At 63.0% G+C, this 23,576-nt stretch carries 22 protein-coding genes; 5 read left to right on the top strand and 17 right to left on the bottom strand.

The window, feature by feature from the left end:
* Positions 1 to 31: 31 nt before the first annotated feature.
* Genes KP701_RS07705 through alkB form a run of 4 tightly spaced genes read right to left on the bottom strand, consistent with a single transcriptional unit; the run spans position 32 to position 3,784 of the window.
* Positions 32 to 496, bottom strand: coding sequence for a hypothetical protein (locus KP701_RS07705; RefSeq protein WP_215746620.1), 465 nt, complete (start codon positions 494 to 496; stop codon positions 32 to 34).
* The gene (locus KP701_RS07700; RefSeq protein ID WP_215746619.1) at positions 493 to 1,695 is read right to left on the bottom strand and encodes a nicotinate phosphoribosyltransferase; all 1,203 of its coding nucleotides are present in this window, start codon (positions 1,693 to 1,695) and stop codon (positions 493 to 495) included. The genes KP701_RS07705 and KP701_RS07700 overlap by 4 nt, the downstream gene beginning before the upstream one ends.
* Positions 1,692 to 3,083: a class II 3-deoxy-7-phosphoheptulonate synthase gene (locus KP701_RS07695; protein WP_215746714.1), complete on the bottom strand. Its 1,392-nt coding sequence runs from the start codon at positions 3,081 to 3,083 to the stop codon at positions 1,692 to 1,694. The genes KP701_RS07700 and KP701_RS07695 overlap by 4 nt, the downstream gene beginning before the upstream one ends.
* Positions 3,084 to 3,130: 47 nt before the next feature.
* Entirely contained in the window at positions 3,131 to 3,784 is a 654-nt protein-coding gene (alkB, locus tag KP701_RS07690) for a DNA oxidative demethylase AlkB (RefSeq protein ID WP_215746618.1), read from the bottom strand.
* A gap of 219 nt (positions 3,785 to 4,003) precedes the next feature.
* Here alkB and KP701_RS07685 point away from each other — a divergent pair, with 219 nt between their 5' ends.
* Positions 4,004 to 4,411, top strand: a complete 408-nt coding sequence (locus KP701_RS07685; RefSeq protein WP_215746616.1) for a hypothetical protein — start codon at positions 4,004 to 4,006, stop codon at positions 4,409 to 4,411.
* 64 nt (positions 4,412 to 4,475) lie between these two features.
* Positions 4,476 to 5,300 (top strand): alpha/beta fold hydrolase, encoded by an 825-nt coding sequence (locus KP701_RS07680; RefSeq protein WP_215746615.1) that lies wholly within the window; start codon positions 4,476 to 4,478, stop codon positions 5,298 to 5,300.
* 6 nt (positions 5,301 to 5,306) lie between these two features.
* Here the strand turns inward: KP701_RS07680 and KP701_RS07675 are convergent, their stop codons facing one another.
* The 3 genes from KP701_RS07675 to KP701_RS07665 all read right to left on the bottom strand — a co-directional run bounded on the left by KP701_RS07675 (position 5,307) and on the right by KP701_RS07665 (position 9,735).
* Positions 5,307 to 7,346 (bottom strand): FUSC family protein, encoded by a 2,040-nt coding sequence (locus KP701_RS07675; RefSeq protein ID WP_215746614.1) that lies wholly within the window; start codon positions 7,344 to 7,346, stop codon positions 5,307 to 5,309.
* 80 nt (positions 7,347 to 7,426) lie between these two features.
* Positions 7,427 to 8,821 (bottom strand): glutathione-disulfide reductase, encoded by a 1,395-nt coding sequence (gorA, locus tag KP701_RS07670; RefSeq protein ID WP_215746613.1) that lies wholly within the window; start codon positions 8,819 to 8,821, stop codon positions 7,427 to 7,429.
* A 26-nt stretch (positions 8,822 to 8,847) separates the two neighbouring features.
* Positions 8,848 to 9,735 carry a ferredoxin--NADP reductase gene (locus KP701_RS07665; RefSeq protein WP_062456300.1) on the bottom strand — a complete coding sequence of 296 codons (888 nt, stop codon included), beginning with the start codon at positions 9,733 to 9,735 and terminating at the stop codon, positions 8,848 to 8,850.
* A 135-nt stretch (positions 9,736 to 9,870) separates the two neighbouring features.
* On the opposite strand from KP701_RS07665, the gene KP701_RS07660 reads away from it, so the two are divergent.
* Positions 9,871 to 12,372: a helicase-related protein gene (locus KP701_RS07660; protein ID WP_215746712.1), complete on the top strand. Its 2,502-nt coding sequence runs from the start codon at positions 9,871 to 9,873 to the stop codon at positions 12,370 to 12,372.
* Positions 12,373 to 12,408: 36 nt separating this feature from the next.
* Here KP701_RS07660 and KP701_RS07655 read toward each other — a convergent pair whose 3' ends face one another.
* From KP701_RS07655 to KP701_RS07610, 10 genes are all read right to left on the bottom strand, one after another.
* The gene (locus KP701_RS07655) at positions 12,409 to 13,020 is read right to left on the bottom strand and encodes a helix-turn-helix domain-containing protein (protein ID WP_215746612.1); all 612 of its coding nucleotides are present in this window, start codon (positions 13,018 to 13,020) and stop codon (positions 12,409 to 12,411) included.
* A gap of 252 nt (positions 13,021 to 13,272) precedes the next feature.
* The gene (locus KP701_RS07650; protein WP_215746611.1) at positions 13,273 to 14,013 is read right to left on the bottom strand and encodes an META domain-containing protein; all 741 of its coding nucleotides are present in this window, start codon (positions 14,011 to 14,013) and stop codon (positions 13,273 to 13,275) included.
* Positions 14,014 to 14,025: 12 nt separating this feature from the next.
* Entirely contained in the window at positions 14,026 to 15,288 is a 1,263-nt protein-coding gene (serS, locus tag KP701_RS07645) for a serine--tRNA ligase (RefSeq protein ID WP_215746609.1), read from the bottom strand.
* A gap of 27 nt (positions 15,289 to 15,315) precedes the next feature.
* A complete protein-coding gene (tatC, locus tag KP701_RS07640; RefSeq protein WP_215746608.1) occupies positions 15,316 to 16,101 on the bottom strand; it encodes a twin-arginine translocase subunit TatC in 786 nt (261 codons plus the stop codon).
* Positions 16,098 to 16,700: a twin-arginine translocase subunit TatB gene (locus KP701_RS07635; protein ID WP_215746607.1), complete on the bottom strand. Its 603-nt coding sequence runs from the start codon at positions 16,698 to 16,700 to the stop codon at positions 16,098 to 16,100. Before KP701_RS07635 ends, tatC begins: the two co-directional genes overlap by 4 nt.
* 9 nt (positions 16,701 to 16,709) lie before the next feature.
* Entirely contained in the window at positions 16,710 to 17,321 is a 612-nt protein-coding gene (gene scpB, locus KP701_RS07630; RefSeq protein WP_215746606.1) for an SMC-Scp complex subunit ScpB, read from the bottom strand.
* Positions 17,297 to 18,061: a ScpA family protein gene (locus KP701_RS07625; RefSeq protein WP_215746605.1), complete on the bottom strand. Its 765-nt coding sequence runs from the start codon at positions 18,059 to 18,061 to the stop codon at positions 17,297 to 17,299. The genes scpB and KP701_RS07625 overlap by 25 nt, the downstream gene beginning before the upstream one ends.
* A 10-nt stretch (positions 18,062 to 18,071) precedes the next feature.
* Complete coding sequence (locus KP701_RS07620) at positions 18,072 to 19,184, bottom strand: SPOR domain-containing protein (protein ID WP_215746604.1); 1,113 nt, start codon at positions 19,182 to 19,184, stop codon at positions 18,072 to 18,074.
* A complete protein-coding gene (gene argS, locus KP701_RS07615) occupies positions 19,181 to 20,989 on the bottom strand; it encodes an arginine--tRNA ligase (RefSeq protein ID WP_215746603.1) in 1,809 nt (602 codons plus the stop codon). The genes KP701_RS07620 and argS overlap by 4 nt, the downstream gene beginning before the upstream one ends.
* 43 nt (positions 20,990 to 21,032) lie before the next feature.
* Positions 21,033 to 22,196, bottom strand: a complete 1,164-nt coding sequence (locus KP701_RS07610; RefSeq protein WP_215746602.1) for a deoxyguanosinetriphosphate triphosphohydrolase — start codon at positions 22,194 to 22,196, stop codon at positions 21,033 to 21,035.
* Between the two features lie 233 nt (positions 22,197 to 22,429).
* On the opposite strand from KP701_RS07610, the gene KP701_RS07605 reads away from it, so the two are divergent.
* Together KP701_RS07605 and xth are read left to right on the top strand one after the other, a co-directional pair.
* Positions 22,430 to 22,774 carry an iron-sulfur cluster assembly accessory protein gene (locus KP701_RS07605; RefSeq protein ID WP_215746601.1) on the top strand — a complete coding sequence of 115 codons (345 nt, stop codon included), beginning with the start codon at positions 22,430 to 22,432 and terminating at the stop codon, positions 22,772 to 22,774.
* Between the two features lie 4 nt (positions 22,775 to 22,778).
* Entirely contained in the window at positions 22,779 to 23,555 is a 777-nt protein-coding gene (xth, locus tag KP701_RS07600) for an exodeoxyribonuclease III (protein ID WP_215746600.1), read from the top strand.
* The last annotated feature ends 21 nt before the right edge of the window (positions 23,556 to 23,576 follow it).

Below are 23,576 nucleotides of genomic sequence, written 5' to 3'. Positions count from 1 at the left end.
GGGGACCATGCCCCTTCCCTGCACCGGGGTTTCAGTGACGGATCACTTCGTGACGGTTTTCGTCATCCTCGTCGTCATCATCATCCGGCGGACCATTGATTTCCTCGTCATCGACGAGGCGGCGCGGATCGATGGCACGCCAGTCACGCTCCATCGGGGTGGCGCGGCTGGCCGCAAAGTCTTCCAGTTCCGTGGACGACTTCCAGCCGTCTTCGCCGGCATCCACGACTTCGGCATTTTCACCGAAGGCGAACCAGTTTTCGAGCACTTCCTTGCTGCTCGCGCCCGGCGTGCGGCAGCGCTCGATACTGTCGCGGACATAGGCACGGGCATAAGCATTGGCGTGCATCAGGTCGATGAAGTCTTTCACGACTTCGACCGTGTCGTCCTCGTCTTCCGACGCGCCGGACAGGTCGATGATGCGTACACTCCACGAACCCGGCTGTGCGCCGTTTCCGGGTACGCCTTCGACAGGGTCAATCGTATCGTCGGTCATGATGTCTCCTGGCTGTCACGGGCCTTCTGGAGCAGGAACTCGCGTCCGAGCTTGACGCGGGGCTGCCCGTCATAGGCCACGATATCAGCCGTTGCATAGGTTTCGGACCAGCGGTCGGGAATGAAGGACCCGCTGCCGATCACGTCGATCGGGGCATGAGCGTCCCGCATCGTCGAGCATTTGGCGACGTTGAAGCCGGAGGATGCGACGATCTTCACATGGTGGAAACCGGCATGATCCAGAGCTTCGCGCATCCGCCAGATGGCTGCGGCCGACACACCCGTTCCCACCAGATCGCGCAGTTCCTGATCGGAACGGTAGCGGCGGATGGTGCCGGGTGTATGACGCTCAAGCACACCATATGAGGTCTGGGGGTCCAGTCCTTCAAGGAAGCGACCGCCATGTGTGTCGAGCCGGACGCTCAGATGGCCCTTCGCAGCCCGCTCGGGGAAGCGGCGGCACACGGCGAGCGCATCCGTGATTTCCTGCCCGAAGTAATCCACCAGAACCGTCAGCGGATCGTTCGGATAAACCTCGTCATACATCTCCGCCGCACGCAGCGTGGAGCCTGCATAGCCGATCAGGGCATGAGGCATGGTGCCCAGACCGGCATCGAGGCCGAAGAAACCGGCCGTGGCGTCATTGGCATTACCGATGAAACCGCGGGCCCCTTCCTTCTGCGCGGCGCGGGAACCCACACCTGCGGCATAGGCCATTTGTTCCTGCATTTCGAAACCCGCGCAGTGCCGGGCGTCCATGGCAAGAAACGGGATGGTCGGCAGAGCCATGGCCATCTGATAGGCGTTATGCGCGGCCACGCAGGTGGAACCGATCCGCTGGAGCACCAGCGTCTCAAGCGGGGCCAGCCGGGTGAAACTTCCGGTGAGGTACAGGAGCGGTTCGCCCGCGCCGACCCATTCGCCCTCGGCATACATCTCCCGGCAGTCCAGTTCGAAGCCCTGGGCCTTCGCCACGTTCTTCAGCCACTGGACGACAAGCCCGCAGGCCGCGATCACCGGGCGGCGGATGAACACCGCATAGGTGACGCGGGAATCCCCGAAATGCTCCACGATGTGCCGCGTTCGCCCGAAATAGGCATCCGTCCGCGCTTCGATTGTTTTCTCGTCCAGCGGACCGAGTGTGCCAAGCGCGCGCTGGAGCGCGACTTGCGGAGTATTCTGGGGATCGGAGGCGGTCATTCTTTCTTTCCTGCTCGTCCCGTCAATTCCTGAGCAAGAAGGAAGGCCATTTCAAGTGACTGTTCGGCATTAAGGCGTGGATCACAGAATGTTTCATAGCGGCCGCCCAGATCGGCCTCAGTCAGGCACTGTGCGCCGCCAATGCATTCCGTGACGTCCTGACCCGTCATTTCCAGATGGATGCCACCCGGACGACGGCCAATGGCCTCGAACACGTCGAAGAAGCCGAGAACCTCGCCCAGAATGTTGTCGAAAGAGCGGGTCTTGATCTTGCTGGCCGTGGTCGTGGTGTTGCCGTGCATGGGATCGCACAGCCAGGTCACGGTGCGGCCCGTGCGGTTCACGGCATCGAGCAGCGGCGGCAGATGCTCGCGCACCTTGTCTTTGCCCATGCGCGAGATCAGCGTGATGCGGCCGGCTTCATCCTTCGGGTTGAGGATTTCGAGCAGCTTTTCGAGGTCCGCAACAGTCGTGGTCGGCCCGACCTTGATGCCGATCGGGTTCTGCACGCCGCGCAGGAACTCGACATGCGCACCGTCCGGCTGGCGGGTACGGTCACCGATCCACAGGAAATGCGCCGAGCAGTCGTAGTAATCGCCGCTCGTGCTGTCCACGCGGGTCAGGGCCTGTTCATAGGGCAGCAGCAGGGCTTCGTGAGACGTGTAGAACTCCGTCTCGTCGATCTGCGCGGCCGAACCGTCGAAACCGCAGGCGCGGAGGAAGGACAGCGTCTCGTCAATGCGATGGGCCAGATCCTGATAACGGGCGGCCAGCGGGGAACGCTCGACGAATCCGAGGTTCCAGCGATGAACCTGATGCAGATTCGCATAACCGCCATGCGCGAAGGCACGCAGCAGGTTCATCACGCCGGCGGACTGGAAATATCCGGTCTCCATACGGGCGGGATCGGGAATACGGGCCTCGGGCGTGAACTCGGGACCGTTGATGATATCACCACGGTAGCAGGGCAGCGTCACGCCATCGACCGTCTCGGTATTGGACGAACGCGGTTTGGCGTACTGCCCCGCCATGCGGCCGATCTTCACGACCGGGACCTTGGCGGCAAACGTCAGCACGACGGCCATCTGGAGCAGAACACGGAACGTGTCGCGCACGATGTCAGCGGTAAATTCGTCGAAGCTCTCGGCACAGGCGCCGCCCTGCAGAACGAAGGCTTCTCCGCGCGATGCTGCGGCCAGGCGCGTCTTGAGGCGGCGGGCTTCACCCGCAAAAACCAGCGGGGGGTATCGATGCAGACGAGCTTCGACAGCAGCAAGCGCCGCTTCATCCGCATAGGATGGAGCCTGGACGATGGGACGGGAACGCCAGCTTGCAGGAGACCAGGACATCGTGTTGGTGGACGTCGGGGTCTGGCTCGAGGGGTGCATCAAATGCCCTCCGGATGAGTGTGAATGCAGAAGTTGCGGGGCGCTGGTTATGGCCGAAAAAGCGCGGCGTTGATAGCGCGAAACGTCAGATTGTATCGCATGGCACCTGTCTGCTGATGGAATGTTTCGCGGATGGACGAAACCCCATGCCACGCAAAACGCGATACCCCACCCCACACCACCACATCGCCGTCGAGCAGCTCGACGACGCGTTTCGGGTCGCTCCGGCGTGAGCCACCGAACGAAAAACGGGCAGGTACGCCAAGAGAAACCGACACAACCGGAGCCTCTGGCATCCCCTCATCCCTGTCCTGATGCAGACCCATTTTCGCACCCGGTCCATAGCGGTTGATGAGGCAGGAGGACGGGTCGAAGCCCTCATATCCCGATTCAGTCGCTGCGCGGACCGCAAGGTGACGAAGTGCGTCTGGCATGGCAGGCCAGGGCTGCCCGGTCTGCGGATCGGTTCGGGAATAGCGGTAGCCGGACGGATCGGCGACCCAGCCACAGGCGCCACACGATGTCATTGCAGCCGACATCTGGCCCATACGGGTGCGGAAATGGCGGAAAGCCGCCTGTGCCGAGACCTGCGCAATGGCCTGATGGAGCGCGTGCGCTTCGGACAGGGCAAAGCCGGGCAGCCACACGGCCCCCTCGGCCAGAAGGGTTCGCGGACGGACGGACGTCAGAAGATCATCCATCAGTCACCGCCCCGAACCGGAAAAACCCGCACTACTATCGTCATGTCTTCTGATATGGGGCGGCTCTGAAACGGTTCCAGAGGAAAAGAAGTCTTGAACACGGGGGAAAGCGGGCCGATTATAGACTGATATGCCGCCTTGCCGGGGATGTCAGAGCCTGACGTCGCGTTTCCTCCGGAAGGCAGCCTTGTTGTCATGATCGGCCAAGGACCGGATCACATGTTGTCCTCTTCCCGTTTCTTCTGCCACGCCCTGCTGGCGACCGCTCTGCTGGGAGGGGCGGCACAGGCCCAGACCGCATCCTTCGGTCAGCCCTACGCGGCCGGCACGACGCTTCCGACGCAGCCAGGTCAGAGCGATGCCCAGTCCCAGGCCACGACTGGCGGTGAGCATTTCCGTGCCCGCGGTCATCGCAAGCCGCCGCCGGGTTATTCCGACACACCCTCCACCGATTTCGAGCATGGTCCCGATCCGGACCATGAAGCCGGTGTGGAGCGCGATTCCGTGACGGGTGCGAACCTGTCCAAGTTCGGTTCGTCCTATCAGGGCAGCAACAACACGCAGTCCGGACAGCTTGGTGATGCATCCGGCAATGGCTGGACAGCCCCGCGCGGAAACGGCTGGTAAGACGCAACCAAATTCCCGGCAGCAAGTTCTGGTCCTCGTATGAATGCCTTCGAGGATCAGAACCATGCCGTATATCACCGCTACTGATGGAACGAGCCTTCACGTCAAGGACATGGGGGCTGGCAAGCCTGTCGTCCTGATCCACGGATGGCCTCTCACCGGGGACATGTGGGAAAAGCAGACGCTTGCCCTCGTCGAAGCGGGCTACCGCGTCATTACCTATGACCGTCGCGGATTTGGCCAGTCCGGCCATCCGATCAACTGCTATGACTACGACACGCTGGCCGACGATCTGGCCGTCATCCTTGAACAGCTTGATCTGTGGGATGCAACACTGGTCGGGTTCTCCATGGGCGGCGGCGAAGTCGCACGCTATCTGAGCCGCCATGGCCGCTCACGCATTTCCAAGACGGTGCTGCTGGCCTCCGTCGTGCCCTTCCTGCTCAAAACCTCCGACAATCCCAAGGGCGTGGACATTTCCGTCTTCGACGGGATCAAGCAGAAGATTCGTCAGGACCGCTTCGGCTTCCTGAAGGATTTCATTCCCGATTTCTACGGTGTCAGCCTGATGCATCATCCGGTCAGCCAGGGTGTGCTGGACTGGTCGTTCCTGCTGGCCTCCATGGCGAGTCCGATGGCGACGCTGGACTGCGTGGATGCGTGGGGGACAACGGATTTCCGTCCTGATCTTCAGGCCTTTACCATCCCGACACTGGTGATCCATGGCACGGCCGACTCTGCCGTCCCGGCAGGGATCGCGGGCGAAAAGGCTGCGGCCGCCATCCCGGGATCAACCTGGATTTCCTATGACGGCGCCCCGCATGGGCTGTTCATGACGCACGCCGAACGGGTGAACGAAGACCTGCTGCGGTTCCTCGCCACACCCTGACGGCCGTCAGAACGCACCCTTGAGAAAGGCCCTGCTGACCGGCATCTCGGTGCGTACAATCAGCAGGGAGCCGATGGCCAGAACCAGATCATGCCGGATCGAAGGGTCCTGTGACTGACGCTCAAGCGCATAGAGTTCGTCCAGGGTCGGGTCGATCGTGGCGGTCGTATGGGTCAGAGGCAGCTTGCGACGCAGCAGGTTTCGGACCAGCCCATCCACCGCCGTCACCGCCGTATCCGGCAGGCTTCCATGCTGGGCGAGCTTTCGCAGCATCAGCACGTTTCGTCCGACGGTCAGAACGGACAGTGTCCCGCGCAGCATGGCTTCCGCCCGGTCACTGGACAGGGAGCCAGCAAATCGCACGGCGCGCTCCATGCTCTGTGTGCCCTCGTTGATCCAGACATATTCGTCCATGACCACACCGGGCAGCGCCAGCCGTCGCAGGCTGCGCTTGAGCTGATAGCGCAGGACCTCGCCCGCACGGGCCGGAGTGAAGGGCAGCACGGCACGGAAAATCACCACACCTGCACCGAGTCCCAGCAGGAGCGCAATGGTGGTGTTGAACCAGCCGAGTTCGTTGATGCGTCCCTGGTTGTCCATACCCAGCAGGAACGGAAAGAACGTACCGTAGGACGCTGCCATGACGGCAGTGGACGGATTGCGGGACGCCAGCCCGCCCAGCATCATGAAGAAGCCTGCCACAAGGCAGAAGAACGGATAATTGGCTGTCACCGGCATGACGATGAACACCGGAATAACGCTCGCCAGAGCAGCGAAGACCGCACCGTAGAAGAAAGCCGCACTCAGCAGGACGGTATTCTCGAAGGTGGCAAAACGCGCGCAGACCACGGCGATGAAGGTCAGGAACACGCCACCCTGTGGCCAGGCCGTGACTTCCCAGACATAAGCGCCGAACAGCAGGGCCACAGTCGTCCGCACGCCATTGCGCATCGAGGCGCGCCAGTCCGGATTACGGGTCAGGCGATGGCGTTCGGACACCGGAGCACCATCCACGCTGGCACGATAGGAACGCAGCGTCTCGCACAGATCCGAAAGCATGACTTCCACGCCGGTGAGAATGATCCCTTCGTTCAGGGAGTCCTCATCGTCACGGGGCAGGATCGTCTGCATGCGGCCCCGGCATTCGGCAAGAAGAGCTTCGGTCTGGACGAGGGCCGCGATGCCACGACGATCCGTGAGAAGGCGCTCCGGCAGGCCGTCCAGAGCCGTGGCCATATCTTCAAGGAAAGGCCGCAGGGCTTCGGGCTGATGCGTGACGGACGTCATGCGGGTCCGCAGACCCAGCCCGCGCGACAGGACGCGCGCCACAAGTCCGAGCGTGACATAGGCATGCTCGACCTCGTTGCCCTCGCTGCGGATCTCGATGCGGCTGAACTCGATCTGGTCGCTGGAAGCCTGAAGCGAACCCAGCAGGGTGGACAGGTCGTCCGTAGCGCCCGGCTGCTGGCGGAGCACGGCCGTCAGGGCAGGAATGGCCCGGGTCAGAATACCCTGAAGACGCTTGCGAAGTTCCTCGCGTGCGCGGCCTGCGACATTGGGCAGGGCAATCATGCCCATCGCCGTTTCGCAGATCACGCCAAGAAAAATATAGGTGCCGCGCGCCATCGCGACGTTGAAGACGTGATCGGGCTCCTTGACCGCACCCAGCGCAATGATGGTGCAGGTATATCCGGCCAGCACGAGGGCATAGCCGCGGAAGTTGTGCGTCAGGGTCGCAAGGCCAGCGCACAGCCCGACCCAGAGCGCGAGTGCCGGAAGGAACAGCCAGGGATACTGCGGAAAGGCTGCCATGAGCACGATGGCCATCACCATCCCGATCACCGTGCCAACGAGACGCCAGCGGCCTTTGGAAATACTTTCGCCCCGGGAGTTCTGGGCGACGATCCAGACGGTCATGGCGGCCCATTGCGGCTCACCGAGCTCCATCCACAACGCGATCGCCAGCGCCAGAAGTGCTGCGATCGTGGTGCGGAGAGCGAACATGACGGAGGTAATGGACGGGGCAAACAGCCAGCCAAACTTCATGTCCGGTGCTGCCCTTCAGAAAATGTGTGACGGCCCGACTGCGGGGCCTCCGTGAGACCGTTACGCGCCGCCATGATGGTTCAGCCTGCTTTTCGGGGGACGTGACGTGTGAGGCTCCGCATGGTCACGAATTCCTCGGCACTGGTGGGGTGCAGGCCGATCGTGCGATCGAAATCCCGCTTGGTCAGCTTTGCCGTGATTGCAATGGCGAGGCCCTGAATGATCTCGGGAGCATCAGGACCGATCATGTGCGCACCGAGCACGATTTTGCTCTGCGCATCCACGACCAGCTTCATCAGGGTCTTGCCCTTGCGGCCCGAGAGCGTCTGGCGCATCGGCGTGAAGCTGGACGTGTAGATGTCCACGTCGTGGCTCTGCACGGCCTCTTCTTCGCTCAGGCCGACGGTAGCGAGCGGCTGGGAAAAGAACACGGCCTTGGGCGTCGTGGCGAAGGACCATTCGCGGCCCGGCTCGCCAAACAGGCGCTCGGCCAGGATATGACCTTCGGCAATGGCGGTAGGCGTGAGGTTGTAGGTGTCCGTCACGTCCCCAATGGCATAGATGCCGGGCACGTTGGTGGTCGCATCCTCAGGCTTGGCCGGAATACGTCCGTCCCATGTGGCAACGCCTGCATTGCCGAGCTTCAGCGGCGCCAGATTGGGATGACGGCCCGTCGCCAGGAACACGCAGTCCGTCTCGATGATGTCGCCGCCCTCAAGATACAGGCGATAACCGTCCACAACCTTCTCAATCCGCTCCGGGGAACGGCCGGGATGCGCCTTGATGCCGTTCAGCGGCAGCAGTTCGGACAGATGGGCGCGCATTTCATGGTCAAAGCCGCGCAGGGGAAGCTGCTGGCGGAAAACCAGATCGACCTTCGAACCAAGCCCGGCAAAAATACCGGCAAATTCGATACCGATATAGCCGCTGCCGATCACGGCGACGCGCTCGGGGCGCTCAGCCAGATGGAAGGCATCGTCCGAGACGATGGCATGTTCGGCGCCGGGAATGTTCAGGCGCGTGGGCGTGGAGCCCGTGGCGATGACGATGTTCTTCGCCCGGACACGCTGGACGGATGCATCCGGCGCCAGCTCAGACGGGCCGATTTCGACCGTATGGGCGTCCACGAAGCTGGCATCACCCGTAAACAGCGTCACCCCGGCCTTTTCCAGCATCGAAACATAGATGCGGTTCAGGCGCTCGATTTCGCGATCCTTGGCGCTGATCAGCGTGGACCAGTCATGCGCGACTGGTTTGACGTCCCAGCCATAGGACGGGGCATCGGCGATCTCGCGGCCATACTCGGCCGCATAGACCATCAGTTTCTTGGGTACGCAGCCGAGATTGACGCAGGTTCCGCCCCAGTGACGGCGCTCCGCAATCGCGACGCGCGCTCCGTTCTGGGCGGCAATGCGCGCGCAGCGCACCCCGCCCGAACCGGCACCAATAATGAACAGATCAAAATCCTGCATCATCCCGGCCTTTCGTGCCTCTTGAGACCTCAGCGCTCGGCAAAGGCCTTTTCAACGACATACGAACCCTGATGGCTCATATTGCCTTCCACGAAACCCATACGTTCGAGAAGGGCTTCGGTGTCGGCCAGCATTTCCGGCGAACCGCAGATCATGACGCGGTCATGCTCGGGATCGAGCTTGTCGATGCCCAGATCCTCAAAGATCTTGCCTGTCTCGATCAGCTTGGTGATGCGATCGGTCACGGCATAGTCTTCGCGCGTCACGGCCGGGTAGTAGCGCAGCTTGTCCTTGACGAACTCACCCAGGAACTCGTGCTCCGGCAGCTCGTGGCGGATGTGGTTCTCATAGGCCAGCTCGCCCGAAATACGGACGGTGTGGCTGAGGATCACGTTCTCATAGCGCTCGTAAGCCTCGGGATCCTTGATGAGGCTCATGAACGGCGCCAGACCCGTACCCGTGGACAGGAAGTACAGGTTACGGCCCGGCTTGAGGTTGTCGAGCAGCAGCGTGCCAACCGGCTTGCGGCCGATCAGGACCGTATCGCCCACCTTCACATGACGCAGACGCGAGGTCAGCGGGCCATCGGGAACAGCGATGGAGAGGAACTCCATGTGGTCTTCATAATTGGCGGACGCGATCGAATAGGCGCGCAGGAGCGGCTTGCCCTCGACCTCAATGCCGATCATCGCGAACTGGCCGTTTTCGAAACGCAGGCCGGGATCGCGCGTCGTGGTGAAGCTGAACAGGCGGTCCGTCCAGTGATGGACCGTCAGGACCTTCGCGGGATACAGATGCGCATATTCCTTGCTGGGCTCAGCAAGGCGGTACTGCTTCGGATGGCCTTCGAACGGCACCAGGCCGGTCAGGGGCTCGTCGATGGTCGGAGTCGGGGCGGCAAAAGTCGGGGTGGACATGTCTGGTTCTGTCTCCGGTTCGGAACGGATAACAGGTCACGGACCTGATAATGGTCGGGTCTTTTAGCCCAATCGTTGCCGCTCGGGAAACCCATGCGCGTTGAAGCGCATGCCGGAATGACGCACAAGACTCTTATGACAGACGACTCCATGCCGGACGCCACTCTTTCCGACTCTTTTTCCCCGGCCGAACGCGCCCTTCAACGGGCCGAGGCCGAATTCGGGGCCCCGCTCGACATTACGCCGCGCGAGCGCCCTGCCCTGCTGCGGCAGGTTGCGCGCAGGCTTGAAGGGCCGGAGGCGACCCTTTCCCATGACGGACTGATCGAGGCGCTGTGCATCGTGCGCCGCAAGACCTGGGCGTCCCAGCTCATGAATGTGTGCCGCAGGGCCGGCGAGGTCTGGGTCGGCAAGCCGGATACGCAGGAAGCCGCGGCCCGCATCCACGATCCGCGTGCCGACATGCCAGCCCTGCGCCGGACGCTCGACGATGTCCTGATGACGCGCTGGCAGGAAATGGGCGACTCCCCGCGTGCCGTGCTGGAAGACGTCCGCGCCGATCTGGCCGATACGGGTGTGATCCTGTCGAGCGGCCAGCTTGAAAAACTGTCCCAGAGCATCGCGGCTGCATTCGGCAGCGTTGATCTCGGCTTCGAGGACGATCTGCGGATTGCCGAAGAACGCCGTGCCCGTGAACAGGCCGACATTCAGGCCCGTGCGGAAGAACGCAGGGCCCGTGAGCTTGAGCGGCTGCGTCAGTGGGAGGAAGGGCTGGTCAGCTTCGATGAGCTGCCGAATGTCCTGCACTGTTCGCGCCGCGAAGCCCTGCGCTGGATTGCCGAAAACCGGATTCCTGTCGCCCGTCGCGAGACACGGCCGGACGGGATCGAACTGTTCTTCTTTGATCCTTCGGAACTCAAGCGCCTCCGGACCTTCCTGCCGCAGTGGCGCAGCGGAACCAGGGACCGGCCGGAAGTTCTGGATCTGGGCAACAAGGCCGGCAACGCCGCCATTGCCCGCGTGGCCGCGCTGGACCGGTTTGCCGGGCATTTCCGCACGGCGCGTGCGCTGAAGCGCCGCATCACGCTGGTGACGGGTCCGACGAACTCCGGCAAATCCTATACGGCGCTCAATGCGCTGGCGAATGCCGAGAGCGGTCTGGCGCTGGCGCCCCTGCGTCTTCTGGCGCATGAATTCCGCGAGTCCCTGCTCTCACGCGGTGTGCCCGCGTCGCTGTCCACGGGTGAAGAGCGGATCGAGATGCCGGGTGCGCGCCATCTGGCGGCGACGGTGGAGATGTGTCCGTTCCATAATCCGGTGGATGTGGCGATCATCGACGAAGCCCAGATGCTCGCCGATCCGGACCGGGGCGCTGCCTGGACGGCTGCCATCATGGGTGTCCCGGCCCGGCATGTGTTCATTCTCGGCGCGCCGGACTGTATTCCGCTGGTCAAGCGCATTGCCGAACTCTGCGACGATCCGGTGGACGAGATCCATCTCGAACGCAAAAGCCCGCTCAAGGCGGGTGAGACGCTGCATCTTGATGAACTCAAGCCCAGCGATGCCGTCATCGCCTTCTCCCGCCGCGAAGTGCTGGATCTGCGTGCCGAGCTTATGGCGCGTGGGCGTCGCGTGGCCGTGGTTTACGGAGCCCTGAGCCCGGAAGTCCGTCGTGCCGAAGCCGCCCGCTTTAACAGTGGCGAGGCCGATATCCTGATCGCAACGGACGCCATCGGCATGGGGCTGAACCTCTCCATCCGCCGCGTCGTGTTCAGTGCACTGCGCAAGTTCGACGGGCGACAGACGCGCGATCTGGTCTCGCAGGAAGTCAAGCAGATCGGCGGCCGCGCGGGACGTTACGGCAAGCATGAAAGCGGACTGGTCTGCGTTCTCGCTGGTGCTGGCAGCCCGACCTTTGTGCGGAAAATGCTGAGCGCTCCGCCTGAAGAGATCAAGGAACTGCGTCCTCTCGTGCAGCCGGATTCGGACATCGTCCGGGCCGTCGCCGAAGAGATCGGCAGTGACAGTCTTTACGGTGTCCTGACCCGCATCAAACACGCCGTTCTACGGGCGGATGATCCGAATTACCGTCTGGCCGATATGGAACAGGCGCTGGAAATCGCGGCCGCCCTGGAAGGCGTTGAAAACCTCGATCTTTCGACCCGCTGGACCTACGCCATGTGCCCGATCGACGAGCGGGACAACGGAATCCAGCGCCTTGTCCAGTGGGCGGCCGATCATGCGGCCGGGCGTTCGGTGCCACCGCCGGGTACGGGGCGTCTGCCGCATCCGGAACAGGCGGGGCGCGAAGAGCTGGAGCGGGCTGAGAAGCGTCACAAGCGGCTGGTGGCCTGGCGGTGGCTGGCATTGCGCTTCCCGGACGCCTATCCGGCCCGTCAGGACGCGGAAATCAACACGTCCATTCTCAATGACTGGATTGAACAGGTCCTGCGGACCCAGAGCCGGATGCGCGAGAGCCAGAAGCAGCAGCGCATCGGTAGCCGCCCTGGCCGCGGCGGCCATAACGACAGACCGGGCAACAGGGCGGGTTTTTCCGGCCCCAAAAAGCCGGGGGGCCGCAGTTTCCCGGCGAAAGGAAACCGGCGGCCGGGGGGGCCGCGCAAGCGACTGTCATAAAACGCAGACCGGCCTGACATCTGTCAGGCCGGGAGATCAGGCTCTTTTAGGCTGAATGGCAGGCTTTGTGCCCTGTTCTTCGCCTGTTTTGTTGCGCACGCGGCGCTCGATCCATTTCTGGGCCTGAAGCTTGATAAGAGGATCAAGCTGCCGGTAGAGCGTGAGCATCGTATTTTCGTCAGGGGTGAGCGTCGCCTGAATGGCCTTGTAGGCCATTCCTGTCAGCAGCACTTCCGGTTCAACACCCAGCACCTGCGCGAGACTGCCCAGATGCTTGCCGACATGCCCCGAACGGCCCGTTTCCCAGAATGCCACGGCCGAGCGCGAGATCCCGACTTTGTCCGCAAGCTGCTGCTGGCTCAGTCCCGCCATCTCCCGAAGAAGCCGGATGCGACGCCCGAGTTCCAGCCCCGGGGAAAGCTGCGCCGCTGGGATGGCGTCTCTGGTCAATACGGCCTCCGTCTCTCTGATCCATGCCCTGTAGGCCGCCTCGGAGACCTGCGTCAGAGCCAGCGACTGGTTTTCCACCCGGAAACCCACCCGGCCGGCCCCAAGAGTCATGATCTCCCTGACCTCACCTGCACCCTGCTTTGCAGTGGCCGATGCCGTCCATTTCTGTCCCAGCCCAAGCTGGATCGTTGTTTTCATTCCCAAGCCTCCGGCCTGATAGCAATAGCGCGCCACGCCATGCGACAAAAAACCTCTGCCGGTCAGAGGACTCCCGCAATGACACGGAAGAAGATCTTTCTGCTCCCCCATCTGGAATATGGAGAAAGCCGGATGACACTAGTCCCGTTTCCGTTTTCAGGGGAAGAGGTGCAATACCCCCCTGCCCCTCCAAAAAATCGTGAAGTATCAAAAGTTTTTTTGAAATCAGACCTGGACTGGCTGTGGGCAGACCTACTGGGCATCCTGCGGGACAAGGACCATCGTGCCAACGGAACCGCTTCCATGCAACACAAGATGACTGTCGCTGTCACGCGACCATGAGGTCACGCTCGGCAGGAAAGCTCCGATCTGCTGCTCCTGGGCCATCAGGGCCGGCGAGCAGGCCTTCCGGGTCATGGCAAGCGGCAGGAAATGAAGCGTCTGTCCCGAGAGGGTAAAATGCCCCATCAGGCGGTTGCAGCCATCCGTCCCGTAAACCGTGCCGTCCTGTTGCAGCGTCAGGCCAGGCGCTTCGGCGGTATTGTCAAAATGAAGGCTGCCTACGCTCTGAATCCGCCATGCCCCGTAAGGCGCGCGGATGGCCGTTCCCGCCACATGCCGCAGCAGGAGCCGGGGATGATCCAGAGGCGTGCCGCCGTCCGGCGTGGCAAAGAGTCTGCGTCCCTCGACCGTGATTTCGGCATTCAGAACGTAATGTCCTCCCGGGGGCAGAGCCGGGTAGGTCAATGTATAGGGGATAGGCACGCCACGATGGATCTCTTCGCGCTGCTCGGCCATGACCAGAGGCGCGCCATGCGTGGCACCCGTATCTTCGATCCAGACGCTCAGGACAGCGCCCGGCGGCAGGGCCATGCGTTCACGGTACAGCGCCTCACCGTGCAGGGTGCGCATGCTGTCCGCCTCGGCGGGGCATGAGGCGAGAATGGAGCCTGCGGCCAGAAGAGCCAACGCGAAACGACGGATCGTGATCATACCTGAAAGTCCTCAGCCGATGCGGTTCAGCCCGCCCATGTAAGGACGCAGAACCTCTGGAATATCGATGCTGCCATCTTCGTTCTGATATGTCTCCATAACAGCGATCATCGTTCGACCGACAGCGAGACCGGATCCGTTCAGCGTATTGACGAAGGCCGGTCCATTCTCGGCACGATAGCGCGCATTCATGCGACGTGCCTGAAAATCGCGCGTATTCGAGCACGAAGAAATTTCGCGCCAGGCCTTCTGCCCCGGAAGCCAGGCCTCCAGATCGAACGTCTTGGCCGCACCGAAACCCGTATCGCCCGCGCAGAGCAGCATCCGGCGAAAGGTGATGCCCAGACGCTCCAGAACCGTCTCGGCGGCCTGCGTCATGCGCTCATGCTCGGCGTCGCTGTCTTCGGGCTTCACGACGGAAACCAGTTCGCATTTGGTGAACTGGTGCTGGCGCAGCATGCCGCGCACGTCGCGCCCGGCCGAACCGGCTTCGGAGCGGAAGCACTGGGACAGCGCGGTCATACGGATCGGCAGGGCGTCAGCCGGGAGAATGTCCCCCATGACCGAGGCCGTCAGCGGGACCTCGGCGGTCGGGATCAGCCAGCGGCCGTCATCGGTCCGGAACGAGTCCTCGGCGAATTTGGGCAGCTTGTCGGTGCCGTACATCGCATCATCGTTTACCAGAAGCGGCACGCTGGTTTCGCTGTAGCCGAACTCAGTCGTGTGGGTGTCGAGCATGAACTGGCCAAGCGCGCGTTCCAGACGGGCGAGTTCGCCACGCAAAACGACGAAGCGTGTGCCCGACAGCTTGGCGGCGGTCGGAAAGTCCATCAGACCCAGAGCTTCGCCAAGTTCGAAATGCTGTTTCGCCTCAAAAGCAAATTCGCGCTTCTCGCCACGGACATGGACGACGACGTTCTCGTCCTCGCTCTTTCCATCCGGCACGGAGGCATCGAGGCGGTTCGGCAGGGATTTCAGCACGTCGTCGATGCGGGTCTGGATCGTGTTGGCACGCTCTTCCAGACCGGCAATCTGGTCACGCAGGGCGACGGCTTTCGCTTCGATCTCGGCGGTATCGAGCTTCTGGCGCTTGAGCAGGCCGATTTCCTTGGCCAGCGCCTTGCGGGCACCCTGTGCTTCCTGAAGCGCAGCGAGTGCGGCGCGACGTTCCTCATCGTCACTGACAAGCTGCTGTCCCACGGGTGACAGGCCCCGACGTGCGAGAGCAGCGTCAAAAGCGGCCGGATCGGCGCGCAGGGCTTTCAGGTCATGCATGGTTCAGGGCTCCGACAGGTCTGGTCATCAGTCTTCATCAGCGGCCATGGGTTTCGGTTCGACGAACCGGGCCGTGAGGATGGATACCTCGTACAGGGCGACGAGGGGAATGGCGAGGCTCAGCATCGTAATCGCATCAGGCGGGGCGATCACGGCGGCAACAGCAAAGGACGCGACGACGGCGTAGCGGCGGAAGCGCTTGAGCTGCGCCACACTCAGCAGACCGACACGCACCAGCAGGGTCAGGACGACAGGCAGTTCGAAACAGACTCCGAAGGCCAGGATCATTTTCGTGACCAGCGTCAGATATTCCGAGACCTTGGCCTGAAGCTCGATCTGCATGCCACCAGCGGTGTTCTGCGGTGTCTGGAACGACAGGAAGAACTGCCATGCGTACGGGAACACCACGTAATAGGCGAGTGCCGCACCGATCAGGAACATGATCGGGGTGGCGATCAGGAATGGCGCAAAGGCACGTTTTTCACTGCGATACAGGCCGGGGGCGATGAAGATCCAGGCCTGTATGGCGATCATCGGAAAAGACAGGCAGGTCGCCCCGAAAACGGCCACGCGGATATAGGTGAAGAAAGCCTCATACAGCGCCGTATAGATCAGGTGCGGCTGCTCCCCGTTCTTGCGCATGATGTTGCCGAGCGGGGCCGCCAGAAACCGGTAGATCTCGCCCGAATAATGATAGCAGATGGCAAACGCGATCACGAAGGTCACGATGGACCAGATCAGCCGCTTGCGCAGCTCCACGAGGTGCTCGAGGAGCGGCATCGGCGTGTCGTTGATGCTGTCGGTATCGGTCATTCGCCGTCCTTTCCGCTCGCAATGGGAACGCGCCGGCCGGCATGGATGGCGCGGACGGGCGGCAGGATGTCAGGTGCCCGCCAGCGGGAGCGCTCATGCAGAAGCCGTCTTGCCGTGCAGGGGGGCAGAATGGACGGAGCATCCACGACATCGTCGTTGGGCTCGGGTTCCGGTTCGACAGGCAGATCCACGGCTGGCTCGAACTGCGGACGGGCATTGTAGGGCACCGTTTCCAGATCGGTCAGGGGCGGCGGCGGAAGCGGTGGCGCAGGCGGAACTTTCGGCAGATCGGCAGCGGACGCTTTTGCGGGCGTGTCGAGTTCCAGACTGCGCCGGATGGAATTGTCGCCGTCGATGGCCTTCGTGACACGGTCGCGCAGGTTGAAGTTCTTCAGGTCCCGGAACTGGTCGCGCGCTTCGGAGAGGTCGGCTTCACGAACCATCTCGTCGACATGGGACTGGAATTCAGCCGCCATGCGCCGCATCGCCTTTAACCCGTTCGACAGGGTGCGGATGGCAACCGGCAGGTCCTTCGGGCGGATGAAGACCATCGCCACCATCACGAACAGCGCGATTTCCGAGAAACTGAAGTCAAACATGCATCATTCCTAGCCTGTCTGCTCCGTTCCGCCTACGGCAGAAGCATCGTCTTCTGCTTCCGTGGGCGCACGGTCCAGCAGGAAGTCCTCCCGGCGGGGCAGCCCCCGCAGATCCGGCAGACCGAAACTTTCCAGAAAATTCGCCGTGGTGCCCCACAGAACCGGACGCCCGGGAACGTCCTTGCGACCTTTGGGGGCAATCAGACTGTCTTCCAGAAGGGCGTCAAGAACCGCCTGCCCGAGCGAGACGCCACGGATGGCTTCGATTTCCGCGCGGGTGCAGGGCTGGTGATAGGCGATGATGGCCAGCGTCTCCATCGCGCCGCGACTCAGGCGCCGGGGCTTTTCCACAACTTTCGTCAGGGCAGACGCAAATTCCGGCCGGGTGCGGAACTGCCAGCCACCCGCGACCAGCACCATTTCCACGGCATGGTCGGCGTAGCGGCTCCGCACAGCCTCAAGCGCCTCTTCGACCGGCACGGAAATGGATTGTGCAGTCAGAAGCTCGGTAATCGCCGCAGACTTTACGGGTTCAGGGCTGGCGAAAATGAGTGCCTCCACGAGAAGGCAGGCCCGGTCGAGCATTGCGGGATCCGTCATGAGGGCGTGGCCGCCCGCCATTCGATTTCCCCGAATGCCTCCGGCTGACGCAGCTCAAGCGCACCGCCCTTCGCCATTTCGAGCCCTGCCAGCAGCGTACCTGCGAGAGCGGCATTGCGCCCATAAGGGCCCTCTTCACCGTCCAGTTCGTTCGGGTCCGGCAGAAGGGAAGTCAGGGTCTGCCAGCCGACCACAGTGTCAGTCCCCAGAAGGCGCTTGAGGCGGGACAGCGCATCCTGCACGCTCCAGTAACGACGGGCCCGTGGCGCATAGACGCGTCGGCGCCCTGTTCTGCGACGGGCAGAAAGATAGGCCGTGATCAGCGCGGGCATGTCCACACGCAGACCGGAGCGATCGATTTCTGTATGATCCTCGCCCAGCCCGCGCCGGAACACGTTCACCCCCAGACGGGGCTGTTCGGCCAGCCACCGGGCAGCGGCGCGCATCCGCTCCAGTTCGATCAGGCGTTCCTGAAGCAGTTCGATCGCGTCTTCGGCGTCCGGATCCTCGTTTTCGGCGGGCAGGAGCAGCTTGGATTTCAGCCAGGCGAGCCACGCGGCCATGACCAGCCAGTCTGCCGCCAGTTCCAGCCGCAGGCTCCGCGCTTCCGCACGAGCCTTGTCCACGACGGCCAGATACTGCTCCACCAGTTGCAGGATGGAGATTTTCGCCAGATCCACCTTCTGCCTGCGGGCCAGATCGAGGAGCAGGTCCAGCGGCCCCTCAAACCCGTCAAGCGTCAGATGAAGTGTCTCGCTCAAACGCCAGCTCTCAGAACTGGGCCGGCGTACAGGCGACGGACTGCGCGTGCAGCTTCACACAGTAAGCGCGCGCAGATTTGAGATCCGCAAAGCCGCCGATCCGCAGCCGCACGAAGGTATGATCCCCACGTGTGGTCTTCTCGAACAGTGGCGTATGGCCTGCGAACAGGGCCGGGGCCTGATGGCGCAGGCTATCCCATTCCTTCCGGGCTGCGGCTTCGCTGTCGAGCGCACCGAGCTGGACTTCATGCGTCCCGCCGGATGTTTCCGCAGCCGGAGCGGCGGCTTTCGGCGGTCCGACATTCTCAGGCTCCGGAACCGGCGCGGGAAGCGGCTTCTCGGCTGGCCGTACGGCGTGATGGACAGGCGCCTCTTCCTTCTTCGGCGCTTCCTTGGGCGGTGCAGCCTTCGGCGTCTCGGCCGGTGCCGCTGCCTGATCCTGCGGTTTCTCCGGAACGGTGGCAGGCAGCGCGGTACCCGGAGACATCTGCCCCGTATCGGCAGGCGCGGCGGCTTCAGGCAGAATGGCAGGCGGCTGGGCTGCGGGCGCATTGTCCGGAGCCGCACCATCTGCCTTGGGGGCATCGGCTTTTGGTGTTTCCGGCGCAGGCGTTCCCGGCGGGACGCCATACTGACGGGCCAGCGCTTTCGTATCCGGCTGTTCCGGACCGGGAGCGAGATGCGCCTCGCCATTGCCGGTCATGTCCGTGTCGCCATCGTCACCACCCATGATCTGCATCCCGCCCGGATCGGCCGGCCGGTCTTTCACAGGGCCCGGCGGCGGACCAATGATGGGAATGCCACCATGATGGCTGCCCATGAGCGACCAGCCGCCGACCGCCAGCAGAAGCACGACGCCGATACCGACCGCACCACCAACCAGCTTGCGCGTGGCGGGATCGTTGCCCAGCACGGACGTCAGACGTCCTGCCCCGGAGGCTCCGCCAGCGGCTGCCGGACGACGGCGCGGCGGGGGTTCATCGTCATAGTCGTTGCTCAGCCGTTCGCGGTCGAAACGCGCCTGCGGGCGCGCTCCCGAAGCCGGACCCGCAGGCTGCTTCGGGGCGCGGGCGTAATCGCCCGGATCGGGGCGGTTGCGATCCTGATCGTTTTCCGGGCTCATCGCATTTCCTCTACCGGCACGACGCCGAGAATGGTGAGGGCACAGCGCAGCGTTCCCGCGATGGCCGAAACCAGCGCCAGCTTGGCGAGGCTGGTTGCACGGTCGTTCTCATGCAGGAAGCGCAGGGTGGTATCTTCGCGGCCCCGGTTCCACAGGGCATGGAAATCGGAGGCCAGATCAATGCAATAGGTCGCGATCCGGTGCGGCTCACGCGCCGTGGCGGCGGCTTCGACACTGCGCGGGAATGCAGCCAAACGGCGCAGGACGGCCAGTTCAACGTCCGAAGACAGGTTGGACAGATCGGCGCTGCACAGAGCCTCCGACGTCACGGCGTCCGCGCCGAACATCGTCTCAGCCGAACGCAGGACCGAGCGGCAGCGGGCATGAGCGTACTGAACGTAGAACACGGGGTTATCGCGCGTCTGGGCGACAACGGCGTCCAGATCGAACTCCATCTGTGCATCGGCCTTGCGGGTCAGCATCGTGAAGCGCACGGCGTCGCGGCCCACTTCGTCCAGCAGGTCGCGCAGGGTGACGAACGTGCCGGCACGCTTGGACATGCGGACAGGCTCGCCGTTTTTCACGACGCGCACGATCTGGCACATCACGACTTCAAAGCCGGTCTTGCCATCCGTCAGGGCCGAAATCGCGGCGCGCATGCGGGAAACGTACCCGCCGTGATCGGCGCCAAGGACGTCGATCAAGACGTCAGCATTCTCGGCCTTCTGGGCGTGATAGCCGATGTCGTTTGCGAAATAGGTGTTGGTGCCGTCGGACTTGCGGAGCGCGCGGTCCTGATCGTCGCCGAACTCGGTGGAGCGGAAGAGCGTCTGCGGGCGGGCCTCCCAATCTTCCGGCATCTTGCCCTTGGGCGGCTCCAGCACGCCTTCATAGAGCAGGCCCTTGCTGTCGAGCTTCGCGATCGCGGCATCCACGCGGCCACTGGCCAGCGTTTCGGCTTCGCTGGCGAAGACTTCATGCGAAATGCCCAGCGCTTCCAGATCCTCGCGGATGGCAGCCATCATCTGCGTCAGGGCATCGCGCCGCACGGTCTCGAACCAGACGGACGGATCGGCCGGGCCGCCTTCGGCGTTGGCAAGCGTGCGCCCATGCTTGTCAGCGATGCTCCGGGCAACAGGGATCAGATACTCGCCCTGATATTGCAGGCCGTTCGGGGTCAGCGGACTGAAATCATCCGCGGAAATCTCCGTGCCGATGACCTGAAGATAGCGCCAGTACGTGGCCCAGGTCAGGGCGACGACCTGCGTTCCGGCATCGTTGATATAGTATTCGCGCGTGACGGTGTTACCAGCCGCTTCGAGCAGGTTGGCCAGCGCATCGCCAACCACCGCACCGCGGCAGTGACCGACATGCATCGGGCCGGTCGGGTTGGCGGAGACGTATTCCACGTTCACGCGCGTCCCCTGCCCCATCGTGGAGCGACCATAGCGGTCACCAGCCTTGAGGATCGAGACGGCGACGCCCTGCAGGACTTCGGGCTTGAGCGTCAGGTTCACGAAGCCCGGGCCTGCGGCTTCGGCCTTGGCGACTTCCGGCAGGGCGGCGAGCTTCTCGACCAGTTCGGCGGCGATTTCGGCGGGCTTACGGCGCGCGGGCTTGGCGGCAAGCATGGCAGCGTTCGTCGCCATGTCGCCGTGGGACGGGTCACGGGTAGGAGTCAGATCGACGCGCTGCACCACCTCTTCCGGCAGGCCGGGGACGACCGATCGCAGAGCGTCGCACACCTGAACCCGGGTGCGGGCAAAGAGACAGTCAGTCGTAAGGGTCGTGGTGTCAGCGGCCATTTCAGCTCGATTCCTGTAACGCGTCTTCAGATCAGAGGCTCTATCAGCCCAGCACGGAGAGGTCCGTCAACCGTCGATGTTCTTCCATCGCGAAACGATCGGTCATTCCGGCAATATAATCGGCCACCAGACGCCTGCGCTGCACGTCATCAGCGGCTTTTGCATGCCCCCGCAGCGGATCGGGCAGAAGGCCGGGATCTTCGGAGAGGATGTCGAAGATTTCCCGGACCGCGATCTTGGCCTTCCGCGCCATGCGGTTGACGCGCCAGTGCCGGTACATGCGGGCATAGAGGAACTTGCGGATGGCCTTGTTGGCCTCGCGCATTTCCGGGCTGAACGCCACCACGGGGTAGCCGGCATGGCGGATGTCGTCAGCCGATTGCGGGTTGAGCGCCTCAAGGTTCCGGCGCGTCTGGTTGGTCAGGTCAGTAGCGAGTTGGTTAATAACGACGCGGATGGTTTCATGACGCACGCGCTGGGCCTGATCGGACGCCTCCCGCCCAATCTGCCGCTCCATTTCGCGGGAGCGACGCAGGGCGTCTCCGACCAGCGGCAGATCCTCGATATCTTCAAAGGACAGTAGCCCGGCGCGCAGACCGTCATCGAGGTCATGGCCGTGATAGGCGATATCGTCCGACATGGCTGCGACCTGTGCTTCGGCCGAGGCATGGCTTTGCAGGTCCAGATGATGCTTTGCGTCGTATTCCACGAAATAGGGCGTGGGGCGTTTGACCGGGCCATTATGTTTAGCGAGGCCCTCCAGTGCTTCCCAGGTCAGGTTCAGGCCATCGAAGGCATGGTAGCGCGCTTCAAGAGCCGTCACGAGACGCAGGGACTGGGTATTGTGATCGAAGCCGCCCCAGTCCTTCATCGCGAGCGCAAGTGCGTCCTCACCGGCATGACCGAACGGTGTGTGGCCGAGATCATGGGCGAGCGAAACAGTTTCCGTCAGGTCTTCGTTCAGGTCCAGACTGCGGGCGATCGAGCGCGCGATCTGCGCGACTTCGAGCGAATGCGTCAGGCGGGTGCGGAAGAAATCGCCTTCATGGTTGATGAAGACCTGCGTCTTGTATTGCAGGGTACGAAACCCGGCCGAGTGCAGCACGCGGTCGCGGTCCCTTTGCCAAGGGGAACGGACGGGGCTTTCCACTTCGGGATAGAGCCGTCCCCGGGAGCCGGAGTCCTGTACCGCGTAGATCGCTACCATCAAGACATATCCTGTGTGTGAGCCGTCTGGCTGTAACCCCTGCCCCGAAGCCTTATGGCCGGTAGAGCGCCGTTTCCGGCCGGATCACGGTTTTATTCTACGCCAGCCCGGCGCGCGTGCAACCACGCGCCCTTTGCCCTCGACGCCGCTCTGACCATATAATCAGGACCGCAGCCGTCTTGCTGGGGCCAGCAGGGTCCAGCCGCCTTTTCAGATTCCGGGAACACACGCCCATGTCCGACACCGTGCCTTTCAGCATTTCCGCCAGCGCCGCCGCCCGCATCAAGGACATTATCGCAGCCCAGCCCGAGCCTGACGGGCTTGCGCTGCGTGTTGCGGTTCTGGCTGGCGGCTGCAACGGGTTCCAGTACCAGTTCCGGCTGGAGCGGGATCAGGCTCCGGACGATGTCGTCATTGAGCGTGACGGCGCGAAGGTGTTCGTTGATACGACCAGCCTCGATTTGCTGGAGAATGCGGAACTGGAATTCGTGGACAAGCTGATGGGGGCGCATTTCACGGTCACGAATCCCAATGCGGCGTCGTCCTGTGGCTGCGGCACCAGCTTCTCGCTGGCCTGATCCGATGACCGCCACGCCCTTTACCTTCGCAAGCTGGAACATCAATTCCATCCGCGCCCGTGCCCATCATGTTCAGGACTGGCTGGAGCGTCATCCGGAATGTGACCTGCTGTGCCTTCAGGAAATCAAATGCGAAGACAGCCAGTTTCCGGCCGTGTTCGCCGAAGCCGGACTGCACGTCGCGACGTCGGGGCAGAAAGCCTATAATGGCGTGGCGCTGATCGGGCGGCGGCCGTTCACGGTCACGCATCATACGCTTCCCGGTTTCAACCATCCGTCCGCCCGCTATATCGAGGCGGAACTCGACGGGATAACGATCGGCAATCTCTATCTGCCCAACGGCAATTCCGGTGGTGAAGACGGTTACGCGACCAAGCTCGCCTTTTTCGACGCGCTGGCAGCCCGGGCGCAGGTTCTGCTTGATGCGGAAAAGCCGTTTGCGTTCATCGGGGATTTCAATGTCTGCCCGACGGACGAAGATCTGGCCCCCGGCGCCCTCTCGCCGGCTGACGCGCTAGTGCGCCCCGAGACGCGGGCGGCTTTCCGCAGGCTGGAATGGATGGGGCTGACGGATGCCCTGCGCGCTCTGCATCCCACCGGTCGGCATTATACGTTCTGGGACTATCAGGCGGCAGCGTTCCAGCGGAACTCAGGACTGCGGATCGATCATGCGCTGCTCTCTCCACGCCTGACGGAACGGCTGAAAGCTTTCGTGATCGACAAGGACGAGCGCGCGAAGGAAAAGGCCTCCGATCACGTTCCGGTCCTGGTCACAGTCTGACAGCACAAGGGGGCCGGAGAC

The sequence above is a fragment of the Gluconobacter sp. P1C6_b genome (assembly GCF_018811945.1).
In the GTDB taxonomy this organism is placed as follows: Bacteria; Pseudomonadota; Alphaproteobacteria; order Acetobacterales; family Acetobacteraceae; genus Gluconobacter.
This window is presented reverse-complemented; position numbering and strand designations above follow the sequence as displayed.

Coding starts and splice junctions, on each gene's coding strand:
- KP701_RS07705 (WP_215746620.1), bottom strand. CDS start 496: ATGACCGACGATACGATTGACCCTGTCGAAGGCGTACCCGGAAACGGC.
- KP701_RS07700 (WP_215746619.1), bottom strand. CDS start 1,695: ATGACCGCCTCCGATCCCCAGAATACTCCGCAAGTCGCGCTCCAGCGC.
- KP701_RS07695 (WP_215746714.1), bottom strand. CDS start 3,083: ATGCACCCCTCGAGCCAGACCCCGACGTCCACCAACACGATGTCCTGG.
- alkB (WP_215746618.1), bottom strand. CDS start 3,784: ATGGATGATCTTCTGACGTCCGTCCGTCCGCGAACCCTTCTGGCCGAG.
- KP701_RS07685 (WP_215746616.1), top strand. CDS start 4,004: ATGTTGTCCTCTTCCCGTTTCTTCTGCCACGCCCTGCTGGCGACCGCT.
- KP701_RS07680 (WP_215746615.1), top strand. CDS start 4,476: ATGCCGTATATCACCGCTACTGATGGAACGAGCCTTCACGTCAAGGAC.
- KP701_RS07675 (WP_215746614.1), bottom strand. CDS start 7,346: ATGAAGTTTGGCTGGCTGTTTGCCCCGTCCATTACCTCCGTCATGTTC.
- gorA (WP_215746613.1), bottom strand. CDS start 8,821: ATGATGCAGGATTTTGATCTGTTCATTATTGGTGCCGGTTCGGGCGGG.
- KP701_RS07665 (WP_062456300.1), bottom strand. CDS start 9,735: ATGTCCACCCCGACTTTTGCCGCCCCGACTCCGACCATCGACGAGCCC.
- KP701_RS07660 (WP_215746712.1), top strand. CDS start 9,871: ATGACAGACGACTCCATGCCGGACGCCACTCTTTCCGACTCTTTTTCC.
- KP701_RS07655 (WP_215746612.1), bottom strand. CDS start 13,020: ATGAAAACAACGATCCAGCTTGGGCTGGGACAGAAATGGACGGCATCG.
- KP701_RS07650 (WP_215746611.1), bottom strand. CDS start 14,013: ATGATCACGATCCGTCGTTTCGCGTTGGCTCTTCTGGCCGCAGGCTCC.
- serS (WP_215746609.1), bottom strand. CDS start 15,288: ATGCATGACCTGAAAGCCCTGCGCGCCGATCCGGCCGCTTTTGACGCT.
- tatC (WP_215746608.1), bottom strand. CDS start 16,101: ATGACCGATACCGACAGCATCAACGACACGCCGATGCCGCTCCTCGAG.
- KP701_RS07635 (WP_215746607.1), bottom strand. CDS start 16,700: ATGTTTGACTTCAGTTTCTCGGAAATCGCGCTGTTCGTGATGGTGGCG.
- scpB (WP_215746606.1), bottom strand. CDS start 17,321: ATGGCGGGCGGCCACGCCCTCATGACGGATCCCGCAATGCTCGACCGG.
- KP701_RS07620 (WP_215746604.1), bottom strand. CDS start 19,184: ATGAGCCCGGAAAACGATCAGGATCGCAACCGCCCCGATCCGGGCGAT.
- argS (WP_215746603.1), bottom strand. CDS start 20,989: ATGGCCGCTGACACCACGACCCTTACGACTGACTGTCTCTTTGCCCGC.
- KP701_RS07610 (WP_215746602.1), bottom strand. CDS start 22,196: ATGGTAGCGATCTACGCGGTACAGGACTCCGGCTCCCGGGGACGGCTC.
- KP701_RS07605 (WP_215746601.1), top strand. CDS start 22,430: ATGTCCGACACCGTGCCTTTCAGCATTTCCGCCAGCGCCGCCGCCCGC.
- xth (WP_215746600.1), top strand. CDS start 22,779: ATGACCGCCACGCCCTTTACCTTCGCAAGCTGGAACATCAATTCCATC.